Source organism: Prevotella sp. AM42-24 (assembly GCF_003461825.1).
Taxonomy (GTDB): domain Bacteria; phylum Bacteroidota; class Bacteroidia; order Bacteroidales; family Bacteroidaceae; genus Prevotella; species Prevotella hominis.
This window is the reverse complement of record NZ_QTXV01000059.1, coordinates 1-18,149: the sequence shown is the minus strand read 5'-3', so window position 1 is coordinate 18,149 and position 18,149 is coordinate 1. Positions and strand designations below refer to the sequence as shown.

Annotated in this window: 17 protein-coding genes and 1 pseudogene; 15 read left to right on the top strand and 3 right to left on the bottom strand. The window is 40.1% G+C overall.

Annotated elements, in window-relative coordinates; translation table 11 throughout:
• Window positions 1–190 precede the first annotated feature (190 nt).
• From erm(F) to DW917_RS13510, 3 genes are all read right to left on the bottom strand, one after another.
• The gene (gene erm(F), locus DW917_RS13520; RefSeq protein ID WP_118119549.1) at window positions 191–994 is read right to left on the bottom strand and encodes a 23S rRNA (adenine(2058)-N(6))-methyltransferase Erm(F); all 804 of its coding nucleotides are present in this window, start codon (window positions 992–994) and stop codon (window positions 191–193) included.
• 39 nt (window positions 995–1,033) lie between these two features.
• Window positions 1,034–1,714 (bottom strand): UpxY family transcription antiterminator, encoded by a 681-nt coding sequence (locus DW917_RS13515; protein ID WP_049129570.1) that lies wholly within the window; start codon window positions 1,712–1,714, stop codon window positions 1,034–1,036.
• Between the two features lie 714 nt (window positions 1,715–2,428).
• Complete coding sequence (locus tag DW917_RS13510) at window positions 2,429–2,869, bottom strand: retropepsin-like aspartic protease (RefSeq protein WP_048316574.1); 441 nt, start codon at window positions 2,867–2,869, stop codon at window positions 2,429–2,431.
• Window positions 2,870–3,641: 772 nt separating this feature from the next.
• Between DW917_RS13510 and DW917_RS13505 the strand changes: the two are divergent.
• From DW917_RS13505 to DW917_RS13435, 15 genes and pseudogenes are all read left to right on the top strand, one after another.
• Window positions 3,642–5,165: pseudogene (locus DW917_RS13505) on the top strand (TraG family conjugative transposon ATPase); the annotation flags it as partial.
• Between the two features lie 7 nt (window positions 5,166–5,172).
• The gene (locus DW917_RS13500; protein WP_199545564.1) at window positions 5,173–7,830 is read left to right on the top strand and encodes a hypothetical protein; all 2,658 of its coding nucleotides are present in this window, start codon (window positions 5,173–5,175) and stop codon (window positions 7,828–7,830) included.
• A gap of 7 nt (window positions 7,831–7,837) precedes the next feature.
• Complete coding sequence (locus DW917_RS13495) at window positions 7,838–8,665, top strand: hypothetical protein (RefSeq protein ID WP_118119547.1); 828 nt, start codon at window positions 7,838–7,840, stop codon at window positions 8,663–8,665.
• A gap of 13 nt (window positions 8,666–8,678) precedes the next feature.
• Complete coding sequence (locus tag DW917_RS13490) at window positions 8,679–9,413, top strand: DUF5045 domain-containing protein (protein WP_118119546.1); 735 nt, start codon at window positions 8,679–8,681, stop codon at window positions 9,411–9,413.
• Window positions 9,414–9,515: 102 nt separating this feature from the next.
• Window positions 9,516–10,640: a hypothetical protein gene (locus tag DW917_RS13485; protein WP_118119553.1), complete on the top strand. Its 1,125-nt coding sequence runs from the start codon at window positions 9,516–9,518 to the stop codon at window positions 10,638–10,640.
• A gap of 24 nt (window positions 10,641–10,664) precedes the next feature.
• Window positions 10,665–11,282 (top strand): conjugative transposon protein TraK, encoded by a 618-nt coding sequence (gene traK / locus DW917_RS13480; protein ID WP_118119544.1) that lies wholly within the window; start codon window positions 10,665–10,667, stop codon window positions 11,280–11,282.
• 21 nt (window positions 11,283–11,303) lie between these two features.
• On the top strand, window positions 11,304–11,639 hold the full coding sequence (locus tag DW917_RS13475; RefSeq protein WP_118119542.1) for a hypothetical protein: 336 nt from the start codon (window positions 11,304–11,306) through the stop codon (window positions 11,637–11,639).
• 2 nt (window positions 11,640–11,641) lie between these two features.
• Complete coding sequence (locus DW917_RS13470; RefSeq protein WP_233524743.1) at window positions 11,642–12,934, top strand: conjugative transposon protein TraM; 1,293 nt, start codon at window positions 11,642–11,644, stop codon at window positions 12,932–12,934.
• Window positions 12,935–12,972: 38 nt separating this feature from the next.
• Window positions 12,973–13,803 (top strand): conjugative transposon protein TraN, encoded by an 831-nt coding sequence (traN, locus tag DW917_RS13465; protein WP_233524744.1) that lies wholly within the window; start codon window positions 12,973–12,975, stop codon window positions 13,801–13,803.
• 22 nt (window positions 13,804–13,825) lie between these two features.
• The gene (locus tag DW917_RS13460; RefSeq protein WP_370453538.1) at window positions 13,826–14,359 is read left to right on the top strand and encodes a hypothetical protein; all 534 of its coding nucleotides are present in this window, start codon (window positions 13,826–13,828) and stop codon (window positions 14,357–14,359) included.
• Window positions 14,360–14,369: 10 nt separating this feature from the next.
• Window positions 14,370–15,053 carry a hypothetical protein gene (locus DW917_RS13455; RefSeq protein WP_118119534.1) on the top strand — a complete coding sequence of 228 codons (684 nt, stop codon included), beginning with the start codon at window positions 14,370–14,372 and terminating at the stop codon, window positions 15,051–15,053.
• 58 nt (window positions 15,054–15,111) lie between these two features.
• Window positions 15,112–16,461: a hypothetical protein gene (locus tag DW917_RS13450; protein ID WP_118119532.1), complete on the top strand. Its 1,350-nt coding sequence runs from the start codon at window positions 15,112–15,114 to the stop codon at window positions 16,459–16,461.
• A gap of 180 nt (window positions 16,462–16,641) precedes the next feature.
• Window positions 16,642–17,490, top strand: a complete 849-nt coding sequence (locus DW917_RS13445) for a M23 family metallopeptidase (protein WP_118119531.1) — start codon at window positions 16,642–16,644, stop codon at window positions 17,488–17,490.
• Window positions 17,490–17,774, top strand: coding sequence for a hypothetical protein (locus tag DW917_RS13440; RefSeq protein ID WP_118119551.1), 285 nt, complete (start codon window positions 17,490–17,492; stop codon window positions 17,772–17,774). The genes DW917_RS13445 and DW917_RS13440 overlap by 1 nt, the downstream gene beginning before the upstream one ends.
• A gap of 12 nt (window positions 17,775–17,786) precedes the next feature.
• Window positions 17,787–18,149, top strand: a 363-nt coding sequence (locus tag DW917_RS13435) for a hypothetical protein (RefSeq protein ID WP_147344196.1), incomplete at its 3' end; no start/stop codon positions are given.

Below are 18,149 nucleotides of genomic sequence, written 5' to 3'. Positions count from 1 at the left end.
TCTGTGTCATCTTATGAGGGCGGTTGCGGATTTGAGGTTGAACTTTTGTGCAATGTTGAAGATTAGTAATTCTATTCAACATTTGTGCTAAAAGTCGGCTCCATCGCCAATTTGCCAGCCGTTATGCGGCAGCTTAAAAAAAGACGACACCAAACCAAAAAAATCATCTTGACAACCACCCGACTTTGAACTACGAAGGATGAAATTTTTCAGGGACAACTTCCAGCATTTCCAAAAAACAGTTTAACCATTGACTTGGAGACAAACAAACAATTTGAGCATTAAGGTTTAAACCGAATTTTTCCGAAATTGACCTGACCTGACTTTTCCTGAAAATCGACTTTAAAGCTGTTTTTACAGATAAATCAGGTTTCTCTAACAGACAGGAAATAAATGCTAAGTATTTGGCTTTAAACTTAAAATCAAAAAATAAGTGTTTTCTTTTAATGTTTAACAGGGCTGATTTGACAGTTGGCGGTGGCAAGAAACTTTCAGGACCTACCTCATAGACAAGTTTCAAATCAAAAAAAGTATGATAGAAAACGGTATATGGATTGTAAAGCTTCCTCGAAAATAACTTTTGTGTAGGTTCTAATTGAAGGACAATGGAACCTCCCAGAAAATTTCCAAGACTCTCAAACATCAGGATTTTGAAAATATCGGAAGTAATGCCATAAGGAATATTTGACACCACTTTGAAAGGAAATTTCGGAACTGCAAAATTCCTAAAATCACAACCGACAACTTGAACATTTCGGGCATCAGAAAATAATTTTCGTAAATGTTCAACCAAAGCTGTGTCGTTTTCAATAGCAACAACATTGTTGGCGATTTTTAATAAATGAACAGTAAGAAACCCCTTGCCTGCCCCAATATCTAAAACCGTATCCTGATTACTTATATTTGCTTGTCTTATTGCATCTTTTATTAGCACTTTATCAATAGTAAAGTGCTGACCCGTAAAACGAACGGGCAATTTCTTTTTTGTCTTCATAAAATAAAAAATTTAAATTAAACAATATGCCTTTCGGCATTATTTGACAATCTCAATAAAATCAGTAGGAATATACGCAGTAGCGACAAGGCACAATCCCGAGATCTCAACAACAATTCTTTGTTGTCCTGCTATTCTGGCAACTTTTCCAACCACTCCCTTGAAGTCACCAGCTATTACTCGTACTTTATCTCCACTTTTATAGTGACACTGTTCCGCTGTAACAATGCGTACATGCTCACTATCAGTACTTGTTGCTTTGATAAAATTTATCATTGCATTGTATGGTATAATAAGCGGAGGATTTTTACCGTTTGCCTCTGGAGGAAGCGTCTTATCCAAATAATATTTTATAAAAGAGATTGGGGCATCAACTGTCTTTTTCACAAAACTGTCTGATTGTTCCCTTGTGGCGTATATAAAAAGAAAGTTGGGAAGAAGAGGCTGTTGTATTCGCTTCTTCTTCCCAGCAATCACTTTTAGTACATAGTGCATCGGCACGTATGTCTTAATATCATTCTTCTTTGCTTTCTCTACGGCTGCATTTACCCTGTTATAAGTAGCACGAAGAACAAACCAGTTGTAACCTTCCTGCTGGACATATTCCGAGGACACCCCTGTTTGTGAGCTTTGGGCTTCGGGGGAGACATTGGAGGCAAATCCAATGTGAGGAGGTGAATCGCAACCTCGTTTGGTATGCGCATTAAGCAATGCGTTCATATCGGCTTATATGTCGTTGCTCGTTAATAGCAATATAGACATAAAAAGAGCGTGGAAACGTCTGTTGTCTATTCCACAGTCTGAGGCTCTAGCAATTGCCTATCATAGTTGAACAGACAACGTCAGAGCCCACGCCGATATGAATAATCATTTCCATTAGGAGACCATAATAAACAATTGTTGTGCCCGAAAAGGTACAATCCGTGCTTACAGGTCTCCGCAGGAGCGATATTATCACACCCGGGACATCTACCGTTGGCTTTGCTCAAGACTATGATAACTGTTAATTTGCTAGATTACAGACTGTCTTAAACAGAGCGTTAGTAAACGCCTTCATTATGTCTGGACTATCTTTCCCACCCAATGCCCGCTTTGTACCGCTTTGTCATTATGACTCCGCCATACTCAGCACGGCGTAGGCTGCCTTGTATGCCATCACGAAAGAACACGTCTAACCTCAATGGCTATAAACATGGCGATAATAGTCCGCTGCAAAAGTACAAAGAAAATCTCAATACAACCTCATTTTGTTATGGAAAAGTATGTATAAACCTTAAATTTAACCATAATTAACTAATTCTTGCTCAAATCTCGTATATTTTGTGTAAGGAAATGGCCTCTTATTGGCGTAAAAAGCAAAAGACAGATGCGAATGTCACATCTGTCATTATTGTTGTCGCACATGTCTTTCTTGAAAGAAAGCCTATGGCTGGTTTATTTCAGAATGATTTTCTCCTTTGCTGGATGACATAAGGAGAATGTACTTTTGCCGTCTTTGTTTGTATAGCAGAAGTCGCATGAATTTATAATATCCATGCCAATCACCACATCATAGTCTGAATTGTCGTTAAGCAGAGCCTGAACATTCAACTCTGCTGTTCCTGTTGGAAGGATAACATGAACAAGGTAAGTCCAGGATTCGACATCACCTCCTGCACTCGAAATAAGAGCCTTGTTCTTCGGTTGTAACCCTAAAGCATTTACAACTTCCTGTGAAATCAATGTATTGGTCGCTCCTGTGTCCCACAATACATTTTCAACTTGGCAATGAACAGGAACAGCCACGTTTGCCGACAAATCTACGGCTGGACAGATAATGACGTTTGTAAGAATAGCCTCTGGCTGGGATTCGTATTCTTTTGTATATACAGCCATTCCTACCTCAACTCAATTTTTCCCGTATATGAAGTTTGTTGAGGAACAGGCTCGTCAGTGATAAGGCGAACCAAACGGACATAACCTGTCCGTGCAGCTCTATTTCCGTTAATGACGGGAGCCTGAACTGCGGTTGCAAAATCTATTGTCTTGTTCTTTATAACTTTCATATACCTACAATTTAAAAAATGTCCCGCTGGGTACGCTGTTCTTATGGGAAGCGAGCGGGATTTGTCAATGCAAAGGTAGGCATTCAATTCCAAAAAACCAAACAATTGGAAGAAAAACTAATCTAACTACCCTAAATTTAACATTTTATCAGGAAAACTACTAAACAATGAATACGTCTTTCAAACGCTATTCTATTGCCGCCGAATTATTAACCTACGTTGTATATCAGCCATATATACAGACTGAGATACAACCAAGGTACAAGACACCCATTTTTGACCTTTTTTGCAGTCCTCCTGCAAAGCACTCATACCCCTCTTTTCCTTTTTCGACCGTCTCACTCTTAATGGCTGATGAGAGTGGTACTTTTTATCAAAAATGCGCTCTTTGGATAGCAATCAGTCAAAATCGTCCAAAATATTTTCATAAATAATCTTAAATCTGCTTTTTGCCCCTGTCATAGTTTTTTCTCTTTGCCGAGTGCTTTGAATGACTAATTTCCCCTTGTTCAAATTTGTACCGTTTAGATTTTATTGTTTTTATGAAAGTATTGTGGCTCAATATGTTAGGCTATATATAAAGGCTTCCACATGCATGTTTTATGAATACTGTTATGCGTCAGTATCGTGAGCAGGACACCGATATAGTCATTATTGATACTGGTGACAGTTACGAAGGACTTTGCAGCTATTTTGATGGAACGTACATCAGCTACTCCAAGGAAAAGCCAATCTCTATGAATCCGTTCAAGGTTACGGATGCAGAGTATAATGAAAACTTCGGAGAAAAGAAAAATTTCTTGAAGAGTCTCATATTCCAATTGTTCAAGGGAGCAGAGTTCCCAACCAAGCTTGAAGATGCAGTCATCAACCAGACAATCGTAGAATATTACGAGGAGTATTTTCATCCTTTCGAAGGTTTCAATGAGGAAGAGAGAAAAGAGATGAAAAACAAGCTTTTACTTGAAGACAAGAAAAATGGTGAGTACGATAAGTTTGAAGACGAACTTGAAGAGCGTTATGGCGATGAATACGAGATAGAGGAACTTGAATACAAGAAACAATCAGATCGAGACAAACGTGTTTCAGAAAAGTTGAAAGCCGTAATCGAAGACAAAGCAGCCACAGACGGCGAGAAGGAAGTTGCTCAACGAGCTTTACAACGCCTTACTCCAGAAGTTATCGAGAACAAATATCTCATGCGTATAGAGCATCAGATAGATAAGATAGAGCGTCAGAAAAAGAAGTTGAAAGTTACAGAACTCAGTTTCAATTCTTACTATGAGTTTGCAGTAGAGCGTATTCCTCAGATAATGAAACTGCAGAATATTCAGTTCAACATCCATGACTTTGCAACAATTCTCCAAGCCTTCTACAAGGGTGGTGAGAATGAAAGCATCTTGAATAATGATATTGATGGTTCTCTGTTCGATGAAAAGTTCATTGTCTTTGAGATAGACAAGGTGAAGGATGATCCTGTCCTCTTCCCTATCCTAACCCTTATCATCATGGACGTGTTCACACAGAAGATGCGTATCAAGAAAGGTAGAAAATGCCTTGTAATTGAAGAAGCATGGAAAGCCATTGCTACACCAGTGATGGCAGACTATATTAAATATCTGTATAAGACAGCTCGTAAGCATTGGGCTATGGTGGGTGTGGTAACACAGGAAATCCAGGATATTACCTCTTCACCTATCGTTAAGGAAGCCATCATCAATAACTCAGATGTGTTCATGCTTCTTGACCAGAGCAAATTCAAGGATAAGTTTGATGATATCAAGGCAACTCTTTCTCTTACAGATATAGATTGCAAGAAAATATTCACTATCAACCGTCTTGACAACCATGAAGGTCGTTCACGATTTCAGGAAGTTTTCATCAAGCGAGGACAGGACGGTGAGGTGTATGGAGTTGAGGAACCGCCAGAGTGTTACATCAACTACACTACAGAGAAGGTAGAGAAGGAAGCATTCAAGTTCTACAGAAAACAGCTCAAAGGTAGCTATCAACATGGCATTGAGGTGTTTGTAAAAGACTGGAAGGACAGTGGACTTGATTGCACATCATTTGCCAAGCTCGTTATGAAGGAAGGTAAAATGTACAACCAAATGAATAAAAAATAATATGTTTATGCGTAGAATAATAGTTCTCATATTGATGTCAGCGGTTATACAAACTGTGTCAGCGTTAGGCTGGCACAATATAAACGTTGATTTTACAACCATTACAGCAATGGGTACTGCTTATGGTGTGGAAGGAGCCGAGGAAGGTAATACTGCAACAGCTCTTGACTCCATATTTCAACATTATAAAAGCGGTAGCATAGCGATGGCTGGAATCTTTGTATCAAAGAAGAATGACAGGGATGCAATGCGTAATCCGGGATTGTTCGCCTCAGAGGAGAACTATTATTATAAGCGCATATACAGCCTGGTGAAAGACGGCATAATGCCAAAGTTCATTACCGTTGCAGCACAGTTTTTAAAATATCCAGAGAATGCTCTCTATTGGGGGCCTTACCTGCTCAAAACGACTTCAAATGTTGAAAACCTGTGTAAAGAGTTTGAGCTGGTTGCCACAAATGGCAAACGGTCATTCAAGGACATTAAGTTTCTTGTTGTAAGCGATGACCTGAAAAAGTTATTTGATCTTGCCAAGCTTGGAAATGTGAATTGGAAAGCTTTGCTTGACAAACTTGGTGATTTTGGTAAGGGCTTGTCAAAGGAGGATTTGAAGAAAGACATGAAGCACTTCGGCGATGTCATTGCATCCGCTGGACAACAGACTGTAGATGCCAACTTGGAGAAGGCAAGCAAGATTGGTAACATATTCCATTCATCAACGGATTCCATTTGGATGATGTACGATAAGTTCAGAGAAACCTATGAGCAAGTGAAGAATGGTGCAAAAGTCAAAGACCTTCTTATGCAGGTTATAGTTACTCCTGATGCAGCAGGAGTAGCCAGACTTTTTAAGATAGATGACTACAATCTCACTGGATATATTACAAATTATCTAAAGGAGCTGAAAGGTCAGTATTATACACAAAGATGGTATATCTATACAGAAGACAGTGGCACTAAGGTTATTTGCACATATAAACCAGACTCTTATGAAGACCGTAATGATTCTCGATGGAATACAGCATGGAATCATTATATAAGTCCAAAAGATAATGAATATTGTCACTCTTTAACTACAGCAGAGAAAAATGAGATTAAAAACAAGGCAAATTCTTTGTCGGGATGGAATCAAGAAAAGGTAAATGTATATAATCAAAATAACCCAGGGCATACTTGTAGTATAACTTATACATTAAATCATGAAGACCGCCGGGAAAGTTATAAACATGGATGGGGATCAACCCACCATAAACGACATTGTTTCTATAGCTATTCTGTTAAAGTTGTAGATTCATGGTACATCAAGCAAGAAATCTATGAGGAAACTTTCGACTCTCAGAGTATGGATAAGGAAACTTTTGAGGCGAAGCTGAAAGCTCGTTTGAAAAGTTATAATGACAACTTAGATCCGAATGATGAAAATTATGGAAAGGTCTATAAGCTTGGCAGTGATGCCCCTCGTTTTTACACGATGGCAGATGAAAAGAAATTGGAAGGTTGCAATACCGTGTCTTTCGTTGCCAACTGTAGTGGAGGAGCCAATCTTGGCGAAGGTTCTTTCAACTGGAAAGAGAACAGCAAATCGCAAAAAGGAAGTCTGACAGAACAGTCAAAACAGTTTGCGATGGCAAACAATCCTGACCAATCTTCTGATGGCGGTGACAAGGAACTGTTGCAGCAGAAGCAGCAATATACAAACGAAGTAAATTCTTTGAAGAAACAAATTTCTGCCAACGACAAGAAACAACAGGACTTGATTGACAGGATTCGAGCAGCAAAGCAAGCCAACAATTATCCATTGGCAAACCGACTACAGAAGGAGTACGATTCTCTTGATGCAACAAACGCACAATTGCAAAATCAGTTATCTGTGGCTCAGAATAATCTCAACCAGACCAACCAAGCATTGACTGAATATTATAATGATATGTCGGACAATTTGGATGGAGCCTATCGCATACCATCCAATATGCGAGAGTTGCAAGCCATGTATAAGTTGCAGTGGCAGGATGAGGGAGAATGGGTTAACGGCAGTGGCGAATACACATTTGTCAGACATGCCTATTGTCCTTCTGCGAAAGCGAATGTCACATATACCGCAGTTCTGAAACTGGCTCGAAAGCCAAAGTATTTCCTTGGCATAAGAATCCACCGTCCAATATTGTCGGTTGATTTCACCCTGTCAGGCAATTCAAGTGCCGAGAATGTTGTGGAAGTTATGAAACTCGACATGAAAAAGACAGAGAAAGAGCGTACTGAAGAAGTTAATAAACGACTGAAGGAATTGATGAAAGACATGCCGGATTGCAGTATAAGCATCAGATATGAATATTCCAACAAGGTTGACACTTCTGATGATGAGTCAGATAACTCCATACATCTGTTATGGGCAAGCGACAGACTTGATATTGCGAGGGATGTGGAATATCAGTTGACGGAGATTTATGCACAGCTTGTGTTCCTGGAACATGTTATGCAAGCAAGGCAGAGCCTTCTTGACTTTCTCAAACATCAGATACTTGATGTTGTAACCAGAAGCGGGCGTGGAACCATAGCAGAGTATTGTTTACAACGATGGGAAGACGCAAGTATTGCGGCAATGAGTAAGACGAATAACGTGAAGAAAGACAGTACGGCAGTTAATAATAATACAGGAAATAAATAATAAAGTTATGAGACGCAATATTATCAGATACATATTGGTTGTAATTTCCTTTTTTTCTGTTCTTGGAGTTCAAGCCCAAGGTGATGTTACTTCACTGGAGGCGATGATAAAGCACCATAAGAAGGTAAGAGGACTGTTGGAAGTGAGAGTTGCAGCCGAGCTTGGCGTTTTGGAATACCATAAGATAAATGCCAAGAAGGTGAATGAATACAGAACTGTTAGCGATACCTTGGACAGATACCGAAGGTGTTTTGATGTCGTTGACCTCATATTGAAGACTGGTGCAACAGCATTTCATGCCGTGAACGCCTCCCAAAGAGTGCACGCAAATATTAAGGGTTACTGGAATCTTGTAGATACCTATACCAACAAGATACTTTTGCATGGTGCTATTTGGCCATCCGACACAATAATACTTACTACAAGTAAGAAGACTGTTAAGGCAATTGAGAAGGAGGCTAAAGAGCTAAAGTCATCATACAATGATTTTGTGCTTCTTGTCGGAGGGAAAAACTCACCCAAGGAAACTAAGGTGTTAGATATGATGGAATGCCTGGATAATATAAACACTTCCATTGACAATATAGATAATTATATAGCAGCAGCCTATTTAGAGTTGTGGGGCTACATGAATGTCCGTATGGGATTTTGGAAAAAAGAGATTTATCGAGCGAGAAGCATGAAGGAAATCCTTAATGGAGCCTATGGCGATTGGGTTAAAGCCCAAGCAAAGGCATACACCTGTTTGCAAGAGAAGAAAAGTTACCAGCCGAAACAGACACTTGGCGGTGGCGGACTTCTTGGAGAACGACGAAGAAAAGATCAATCAATATAAATAATGTGAAGTTATGAAAAGAAGAACTATAATTTATGTAATAATGTTGTTCGTAGCTGTTACCACTGTAAACGCACAAAGTGTAACGAAAATCCATGAGAATGACATTATGAACCAGTTCCTTACAATGGAAACTGGAGCAGGAGCATTGACTCCTGCTGCATATTACAATACGTTTCATAAATCGTATCAGAGGGATGCCAACGAAAGAAACAAGCTCATATACCGAACTTCTGTTATGGCAGCCGTCAATGAGGAGAAAGCTCCTGCAGAAAAGATAGATTCCGACTATGTGGCAAGAGCAAAGATAGAGGCTTTGAATATTGAAAGCCGTTCCAAGGCTACAGATGTAACCTGGTTCTCAGAAAAAGCCAAAATCAACGGTAAACTCGAAATCTTCAATAGGAATATCAGCCGTATCGTTTCAAGTGGCGGAACCTCCGAGGATTATAGAACTTGGAGAAACATCTACAACTGCATAGAGACGGCTATAAAGTACATCCAGGATTCATATCTTGATATGGGTCAGCGGAAGAAGGAGTTTCTTGCCATCTATAGGGATATTATCAAGCGCAACAATCTTTTGGTACAGCAACTTCAAGTATGGAGAGGCGGCAAAAGAGCACAAGAACTGCTTGCCAACAGAACCAAGATTCAGCGTATTTCATCCACAAAGGTTATTGCACAAAATGCCCTTCGAAGATGGCAAACTGCTTTTGGTACTGATGGAATAGCAACAGGCAGATAAACAACAAGCAACTATAAAGTTTAATATATAAAAAGTTTAAAGACTATGTTTACATCACTATTATTGCAAGCCAGTGGAGCTACTGGAAGTGCGACTGGTGGAATGGCAGATTTTGTCACAGACCTCTCTAATACGATAGGTATAGACCTGTTTGATGAGGATATTGACAATGTGGTTTTCCAAACCAACGAGTTTCTTTGCAATTCCGACTTCATTGGTTCCCAAGGACCATTTTGGTGGATTCTACAAATGAGTATGGCATTGGGAGCGTTGTTCTCCATCATTGTGGCAGGTGGATTAGCCTACAAGATGATGGTTAAGAATGAGCCTATCGATGTGTTCAAGATTATGAAGGTGCTTGGTATTGCACTTGTCATGTGTTTTTGGTACCCACCAAGTATGTCAGGAATTGGGGGAAACAGCAACGCAAGCATCCTTGATGCGTTGGCTTACATACCAAACTGTATTGGCAGCTATACACATGACCTGTATGAGGCAGAAGCCGAACAGGTTAGTTCAAAGTACAATGATTTGGCACCTTTGTTAAAGAAACGAGACGAAAAGGTTGACAAGATTGCACCAGAAGGAAAGATTACGGCAGAAATCATCAAATCCGCACAGGCGCAGGACGTTACCAATCAAGTACAAGATGCTGAGGGTATAGTTAAGGCATCTGCTTCCGCACAAAGACTTGCCGACAAAGCAACTTTTTCAGGAATCATTATCGGATTGGATAAGATTGTCATGTTTCTGTCGCTTGTAATTTACAAAATCGGATGGTGGAGCACGATATTCTGCCAACAGATATTATTAGGTATGCTAACGATATTTGGTCCGATTCAATGGGCGTTCTCAGTATTACCGAAATGGGAAAGCAGTTGGGCGAAATGGCTGACGAGATATCTGACGGTACATTTCTATGGAGCGATGTTATACTTCGTAGGATTTTATATTCTTCTTCTCTTTGATATAGTTTTAAGTGTGCAAGTAGAAAACCTCACGGCGATAACTACAACAGATAGTACGATAACGGCATACGTACAGAATGCCTTTATGACATGCGGTTACCTCCTGGTAGCATCTGTAGTTTCTTTAAGATGCTTGAATCTTGTACCAGACTTGGCGGCATGGATGATTCCAGAAGGCGATACAGCATTCTCTACTCGAAACTTTGGTGAAGGTGTTGCCTCTACTGTAAAGCAAAGCGCAATGGGTCTCATGCGATAATAATGAACTGTAAAAACAAAAACAATGGCAGTATTAAAGAATGTAGAAAACAAGATAAAGCTCGTAATGATTGTGAGCTGTCTGTTTCTTGTAGGCTGTGTTGTCATCAGTCTTGGCAGCGTTATTATAGCAAAGACTATGGTGGACGATGCGCATAAGAAAATCTATGTATTGGACGGGAACGTGCCTATTTTGGTTAAACAGACAGATATGTCTGAGACGTTTGAAGTGGAAGCAAAGAGTGACATTGAAATGTTCCATCATCTTTTCTTCACCCTTGCACCTGATGATAAGTATATTCAATATACCATGCAGAAGGCTATGTATCTCATTGATGAAACTGGCTTGGCTCAGTACAATGCCTTAAAGGAAAAGGGATTCTATAACAACGTAATCGGTACGAGCACTATCTGCAGTATATTCTGTGACAGTATAAAGCTTAACACCGATTCGCTTTCATTCACCTATTATGGCAGACAGCGCATTGAGCGTAGAACGAGTATCTTGATGCGTCAAATCATAACAGCAGGTAATCTTAGGCATGTGCCGAGAACAGAGAACAATCCTCATGGAATTTTGATAACCAACTGGAGAACGTTGGTAAATAAAGACCTTGAAGAGCAGAAGAAATCAGATTATTAACCCCTTATAACTTTATAATATATGAGTTTAAAGAAAATCATAATCGGGGAACCGATGCCAGATAAGAACGACCCTAAGTATAAGGAGCGTTATGAGAGAGAGGTAGAGGCAGGACGTAAATTTGCCGAAAAGATCAAGTTGCCTTGGCTGTTTGGAAAAATTCAGCTTTGGGCGAATGACAACCGAAAAGCATTCCTCGTAATTGTCTTCGGTATAGTCATCGGCTGTTTTGCCTTGAACATATTTAATATGGTAAGAGCCTACAACCGTCACAATAGCCGTTCACATGGTGGAACAGCGGTAGAAAGAGTTGACTCTGCAATGCAGAACAATCGACATCAATTTAATAACAGATAAATATGAAAAAGATAAATTTCAAGCAACCGAAGTATATGCTTCCGCTTATCTTATACTTGCCAGTTCTCTTCGTGGGCTACATGCTCATTAAGACATTTCACACTGAGACGGCAGACACTACAGACCCTCGATTGAAGACAACAGACTATCTGTCAAGCGATTTGCCTGAGGCTAACACCGATAGTGTCCTTGGTAGTAAGATGGACAATACGGAAGATATGTACGGCAATATTTCAGACCTCTCTGGAGTGGAGAATGTCGAAAATGACAATGATTCTGTCAATAAGAAGCAGGATTATGATTCTCGCTACAGTGAGAGAGAAGCAAACCAATTAGAACAGCAGCAAGCCGAGCAAGAAGAGAAGCGTAAGCTGCGAGCCATGCAAAACAGAGTTCGCCAGGAGCGTAGAAGTCGTTCTACATCAAGTAATGATTTTGTTGCACCAGTCAGCGACTCAGAGATCGCAAGAGTTCAAAGAATGCGCCGACAGCGCAATTGGGAAGAAATGGACAGAGACCTTTCCGGCAATAGTTCCAACAACTATATGGCAGGAAGCGGTGGAAGTAGCACTGGAAGTTCGTCTTCAAGCATAAGTTATGATGAAGAAGGCAATCCTATATACAACAATCCTAATAGTGGTTCTTATAATGGGATGCCAGGACATGGCAATGGAGGTTCTTCCAACAACCAGGCAGAAGGAGAAGAATCTCCTGAAAAAGTTGTCAAGAAGACAAAGCAGACTTCTGATTACTTCAATACCATCGGCGGCAGTAATGAGCAATCTAAGTTGATTACCGCCATCATCGATGAGAATGTGAAAGCCGTTGACGGCAGCCGTGTGCGCCTTCGTCTTCTTGATGATGTTGAGATAGGCGATGTCACCGTGAGAAAGGGAACTTACCTATATGCCATAATGAGCGGTTTCGGAAAACAAAGAGTGAATGGAAAGGTTGAGAGTGTCTTCTACAATGAGGAAATCATAAAGGTAAGCCTTTCTATCTTTGACACGGACGGACTTGAAGGATTGTATGTACCTATCAGCCAGTTCAGAGAAACTGCGCAAGATGTAGTAAGTTCAGCAATGCAAGGAAGTAATATCATAGACAACTCTTCAACTCACTCAGGAGGTATTAAAAACTGGGCTAATACAGCCGTTCAAAATGCCTCACAGAGAGTAATGAGTGCTTTAGGTTCCGCCGCCAAGAAGAATCGTGTACGTTTGAAGTATGGTACAAAGGTCTATCTTGTTGACGAGAGTCAGAAGCAAGGCAAGAGTGCAAAAAATAACAGATAATAAAAAAGACAGTCAATATGAATACAATAAAATCAAGAATGTGCGCACTTCTTATCATGTGCGTTTGCGTAGTATTGGGAGCCAATGCGCAGAAATCATACTATAACATGGAGCAGCTTACAGTGAACGAGAATGTATCTACCATCATCACAGCTTCCGAACCAATCAAGCTTGTTGACATTTCCACGGATAGCGTCGTTGGTGATAAGCCGCTTGACAATGTGATACGCCTTAAACCGAAAACAGGCAACCACAACGATGGTGACGTGCTTGGTATCGTGACTATCATCACAGAAAGATACCGTGTTCAGTACGCAATGATTTATACAAGTAAGTTGCAAGAGGCAGTAAGCGACAAAGAGGTGGAACTTGTGGAACGCAATGCCTTCCATAACCCAGAGGTAAGTATGTCAACCGTGGACATGGTAAGTTATGCCATGAAAGTATGGCAGAGTCCAGCCAAGTATAGAAGTACTTTTACTTATCAAAATAAGATGAAGATGCGCCTTAACAACATCTATGTTGTAGGAGAGTATTTCTTCATCGACTTTTCTGTAGAGAACAATACGAATCTTCCGTTTGATATTGATGAGTTGAGAGTGAAACTTCAAGACAAGAAACAACAGAAGTCAACCAATGTTCAGACTATAGAGTTAAAACCTGCACTTGTGCTTGACAGAAGCATCCGTTTCAAGAAAGGCTATCGAAACATTATCGTATTGAAGAAGATGACCTTCCCTAATGACAAGGTTCTTACCATAGAGCTGTCAGAGAAGCAAATTTCTGGTCGCACTATCTCAATGAATCTCGATTATGAGGATGTCTTGGCGGCAGATGCCTTCGATACACTCTTGTTGAGAGAAGAGTAATAACCATATAAATAGATGAATAATGAAGATTACAGATAATATAAAACATATTCCTACACGGATGATGGCAATACTTGTTATTGCCTTCGTCTGTGTAGGCACACTCCATGCGCAAAGTCACGGAAATCATATTATGGTAGGTGTTGGAGGTTCTTATCCAAGAGGTGTTGAAGCCACTATTGCCTATGAGCATGAAACTGAATACCATAGTGCCTGGGAATATTTTGCCACAGGCTACCTCAAATACGAAGAAGATCCAGAGGCTGGTCATATTACCAATGAGTCTTTTTGGCACAACTATAATACATGGACTGTAGGTGCAGCCTACAAGCCATGTGTAAGCAGAGGAAGGAACCATCATGGCAACTTCCGCATCGGTGTAAGCGTTGGAAGTGACTTAGATAAGGTGATAAGTGCAGGTCACTTAGGATATGAGCATACTTACAACCTTTATAACGGTTGGGGTGTGTTCTTCCAGGTGAAAGAGGATTTTGTCATTCGTGGCAAGAATAAATTCAGAACTGGAGCAACCATAGGTGTAAAAATACCATTATAAAGAAAAGAATATGAAATCAAGATTGAAAATAATATATAAGCCGTTAATGGGGCTTCTACTGGTGTTATTCATGTCCAACACTCTCTGTTCATGTGATGATCATGAGCCGATAGACCCTAACGTACATATAGGCTACGTCCTGTGCGATGACCATAGTTGCATGGACACTACAACATATTTCAACCAGTCAAAAAGAAAAGCCGTTGGCGTTGTGTTTGCAGAGCAGACAGAAGAACATCCGGCACTTGTTGTTATGTTCAAGGAAGTGAACGAGATATTTTGTGATTCCATTGGCTTGGTTAACGGAACGAGTGGCGATGTTTCCACATTTGACGGATATTCCAACACAATAGCCATGTATAACAGTTATGTCGAGGAAACTGGCAAAGGTTCACCTTTGGCTATGAAGATGATGGATTTCCATGAAAATGGACAAAGCGACTTCATTCCAAGCGTAGCAGAGCAGCGGTTACTTGTTGCTGCTGCAAGGCAGATAAATCCCATCATCGAGAGATTCGGAGGCACACCGATTGCCTTGAACGGAGATTGTTGGTATTGGACTTCCACGGAAGTTAAAGAGAACGCCGGCCTACAGGCATGGCTTTGTTCTGCTGTAAATGGAGGAATATTGCCAACACCTAAGACCGAGTCACACAAGGCAAGAGCCGTTGTGGAAATACATTATCCTGAGTAAAGAACTAAAATCGAATATAATTATGGGTGGATGGTATTCATATATAGCTGAATATGGAATGAAGTCAGCTAAGAGTATTGGCAAAATGTTCAGTGGTTCTGGAGCTAAAGCTGCAGAGCAAGTTGCTAAGGTATCAAAAGCAGAATTGAAGCAAGTTGCAGATTTTAAAAAGGCAAATGCGGCAATTAAAAGTATTGGGAATCCTCAGTTTAAAGTTGACGGAAACCTTGTGCCTCGTTTTGAATACGTTAAAGGTCGTTTCGGTGATTTAAAAACTGGGAATCAATATACGAGGAAGGAATTTTCTCAGCTTCAGTCACATTTTAACAATTTGTACAAAGGTGGTAGGACAAGTGGATATAAGGCATGGGAAAAATCATTGCCAAAGGCTTGTTTTACGCCACATTTCAATCCTATAAATCCAAACACCTTGAAGCAAGAGTCCAAGATTGCAGGTCAAGGAACCAAGGTGACAGCTAAAGAAGCACAAAAAATTGGAAGTGATATTGGGGAATCTGTTGCCAAACAAAGATGGTATCAGAATGCCGAAAATTGGAAAACCGCAGGGCGACTTGGTATACGAGGCATGAATAAAGCAGGAAGGGGGATTCAAGGTACGGCAGAATTTGGTTTTAGAGCAGCAAGAGGAGCCACAAAAAATGCCAAAGGCCTTGCAATATTGGCTGGCACAGGATGGGTTGCCTATAATGTTTATAATGGCAATGGTATTGTTAAACCACTGATGGGTGCTGTTGGTGGTAAAGAAGCAAAACAAGGTGGAGCCGTAAATCTTGCCGAACAACTTATTGCTGGTGATGGTGCATCACAGTTACATGACAACTTAACAGGTATGGTTGGCGGTGTTATGAATGAAGCTGGCGATGTTTATTACCGTCTTAAAGATGGTACCATTGCTGTAGTAGACGAAGCTGGTAATCTTTATCAAGGCGGTAAAGAAATGATTACAGGTACATTTAATGGTAATGGAATGATAAATGATGGAAATGGCTATTATTCAGACCCAACAGCCCAGCAATACCCAACAATGAACCAAATGATGGGGCAACAAGGATATGGGATGGCAAATGGCTTAATGGGCGGTATGAACAATGCCTTGAACTCTGTCACAAACGGCAATGTCAGCAAACTTGATTTGGCAGGTCTTCTCGTATCTGCTTATATGATGTTTGGTCGTTTCGGCTGGCTTGGCAAGGCTGCGAGTCTTATGTTAGGTGGAATGACATTGAAAAATATCAATAATCACCAATCGTCACAGATTCAACCAACTCCTCAACAGCAATATGGATTCGGAGCTATTCAATCCACTACACCAGCTCAACGTATAAAGACAATGGAGCAGCCTGTTGAAGATGATGAAAATGTGATAGTTCGCTCACGTGGTATATAATTATGAGAAAGACCGCCGCATTAATATTTACATTGGGAACTATTGGAGTTATCTCTGTTTGTGTAGAGACGCTTTCAATATCCACTAATGCTACATATATGTTTCAAACAATTATTATTTGTATGGGAATGGAGTGCTGCTCACTCCTTCCCATCATTATAGAAAAAGATTTTTAATAATATGAATAAGAATTTTAAAGATATGCTTCTGGAGTCCGAAAGTGGCTATATGATGCCTTTTTCTCTTAAAGAAGACGAAGAATTACAAATTACTCTTGGGTATGGCAAGCAAAAGAATCCCAAGACTGGAGAAGATTTCATACACCAAGGAATTGACTTGCTTGTAAAAGATAAAACTCTATATGCTATAGCTTCTGGCTATATAATAGGTATGGGGCAGAATGCCACTCTTGATAATTATATTGTTGCAAAATACGGAAAGTATGAAGTAACATATGGGCATGTATCGCAAGCCTTCAAAAATTATGGCATGAAAATTAAGGCAGGTGACGAAATTGCTCAGAGCGGTGATTTCCTTCATTTGGGAGTACGTTTTGATGGTAAGGATATAGACCCTAATGAATTTCTCCCTATGGTATGGGCTAATATTCAACAACTTGCCGCAATGGGTATTAAGGCAATGCCTACTACAGAAAAGTTAGGTAATAAGGATATAAATACGAATTTCGATGCTAACAAGGATGAGATTCTTATGATGATGTTACAATGGTTTCCCAACTACATGAATGATATAAGAATAGAGGCTTATACCCCACCCTCTCGGTTTAACACCATTTTGAGAAACATCTTCACGCAAGCAGCGAGCAAGAATTACTTCTTCGAGAAAATTCCAGACGTAAGCAACCCTCTTGGATTGTCAAGTAGAAGTGCGCCTTTGGCTGAGAAAATGCAGAATCTTCTGATAGAAGATTTCCTGGGATATATGGTTTCCAAGCATTCTATATTCCCTTCCAATTGGGATGAGCAGCAAAAAAAAAACTTTCTAATCAAGCTGCCGAAGACGGATTGATAGAAGATCCTCTCGCAGATTTGGCAATCAATGTTGGCAGTTATGATGTGGAGAGAGAAGCCTCTGTATATTTCGATACTCCAGGTATGCGTTGTTGGACAAAGGCTTGGTTCAATGGAAGAGAAAAAGGCGAAAAGTCTATAGAGATAACTCGTCAACAAGCCATACAATTCATCAACAATCAAATATCTATGGATGACTGGCTATCACGTTTTTATCCGAAGCAGATGACTGCTTACCACAAGGCTATCGAGCAAGCTCGCCAACAGATTTTAGGATTCTAAATGTTAACAAACATGGCTAAAGGAAATAATTATCAAAGTTTCTCACAGGTTGATTATTGTATTCGACAGTATTACAGTAGATACATGGCATCAACTATTATTCAAGAGAAAAAGCTGATTGAAAAGAACCAGAACAAGGAATTCATGAAGGCTTTGGACAAAGAGGATAATCGTTCTATTTTAGCACAAGCTGCGGATAATATGCACGGCATAAATTCTGTATATCGTGCCAAAATGATAGCAGACGCAACAGGAAAATGGAACAAAATGTCTGTTGATGACTTAGTGAAACGATGTGAAGATAAGTGGTTCAAAGATAAAAGATTTCAAAATGATCCTCAAATCCGCAACCGCCCTCATAAGATGACACAGAGG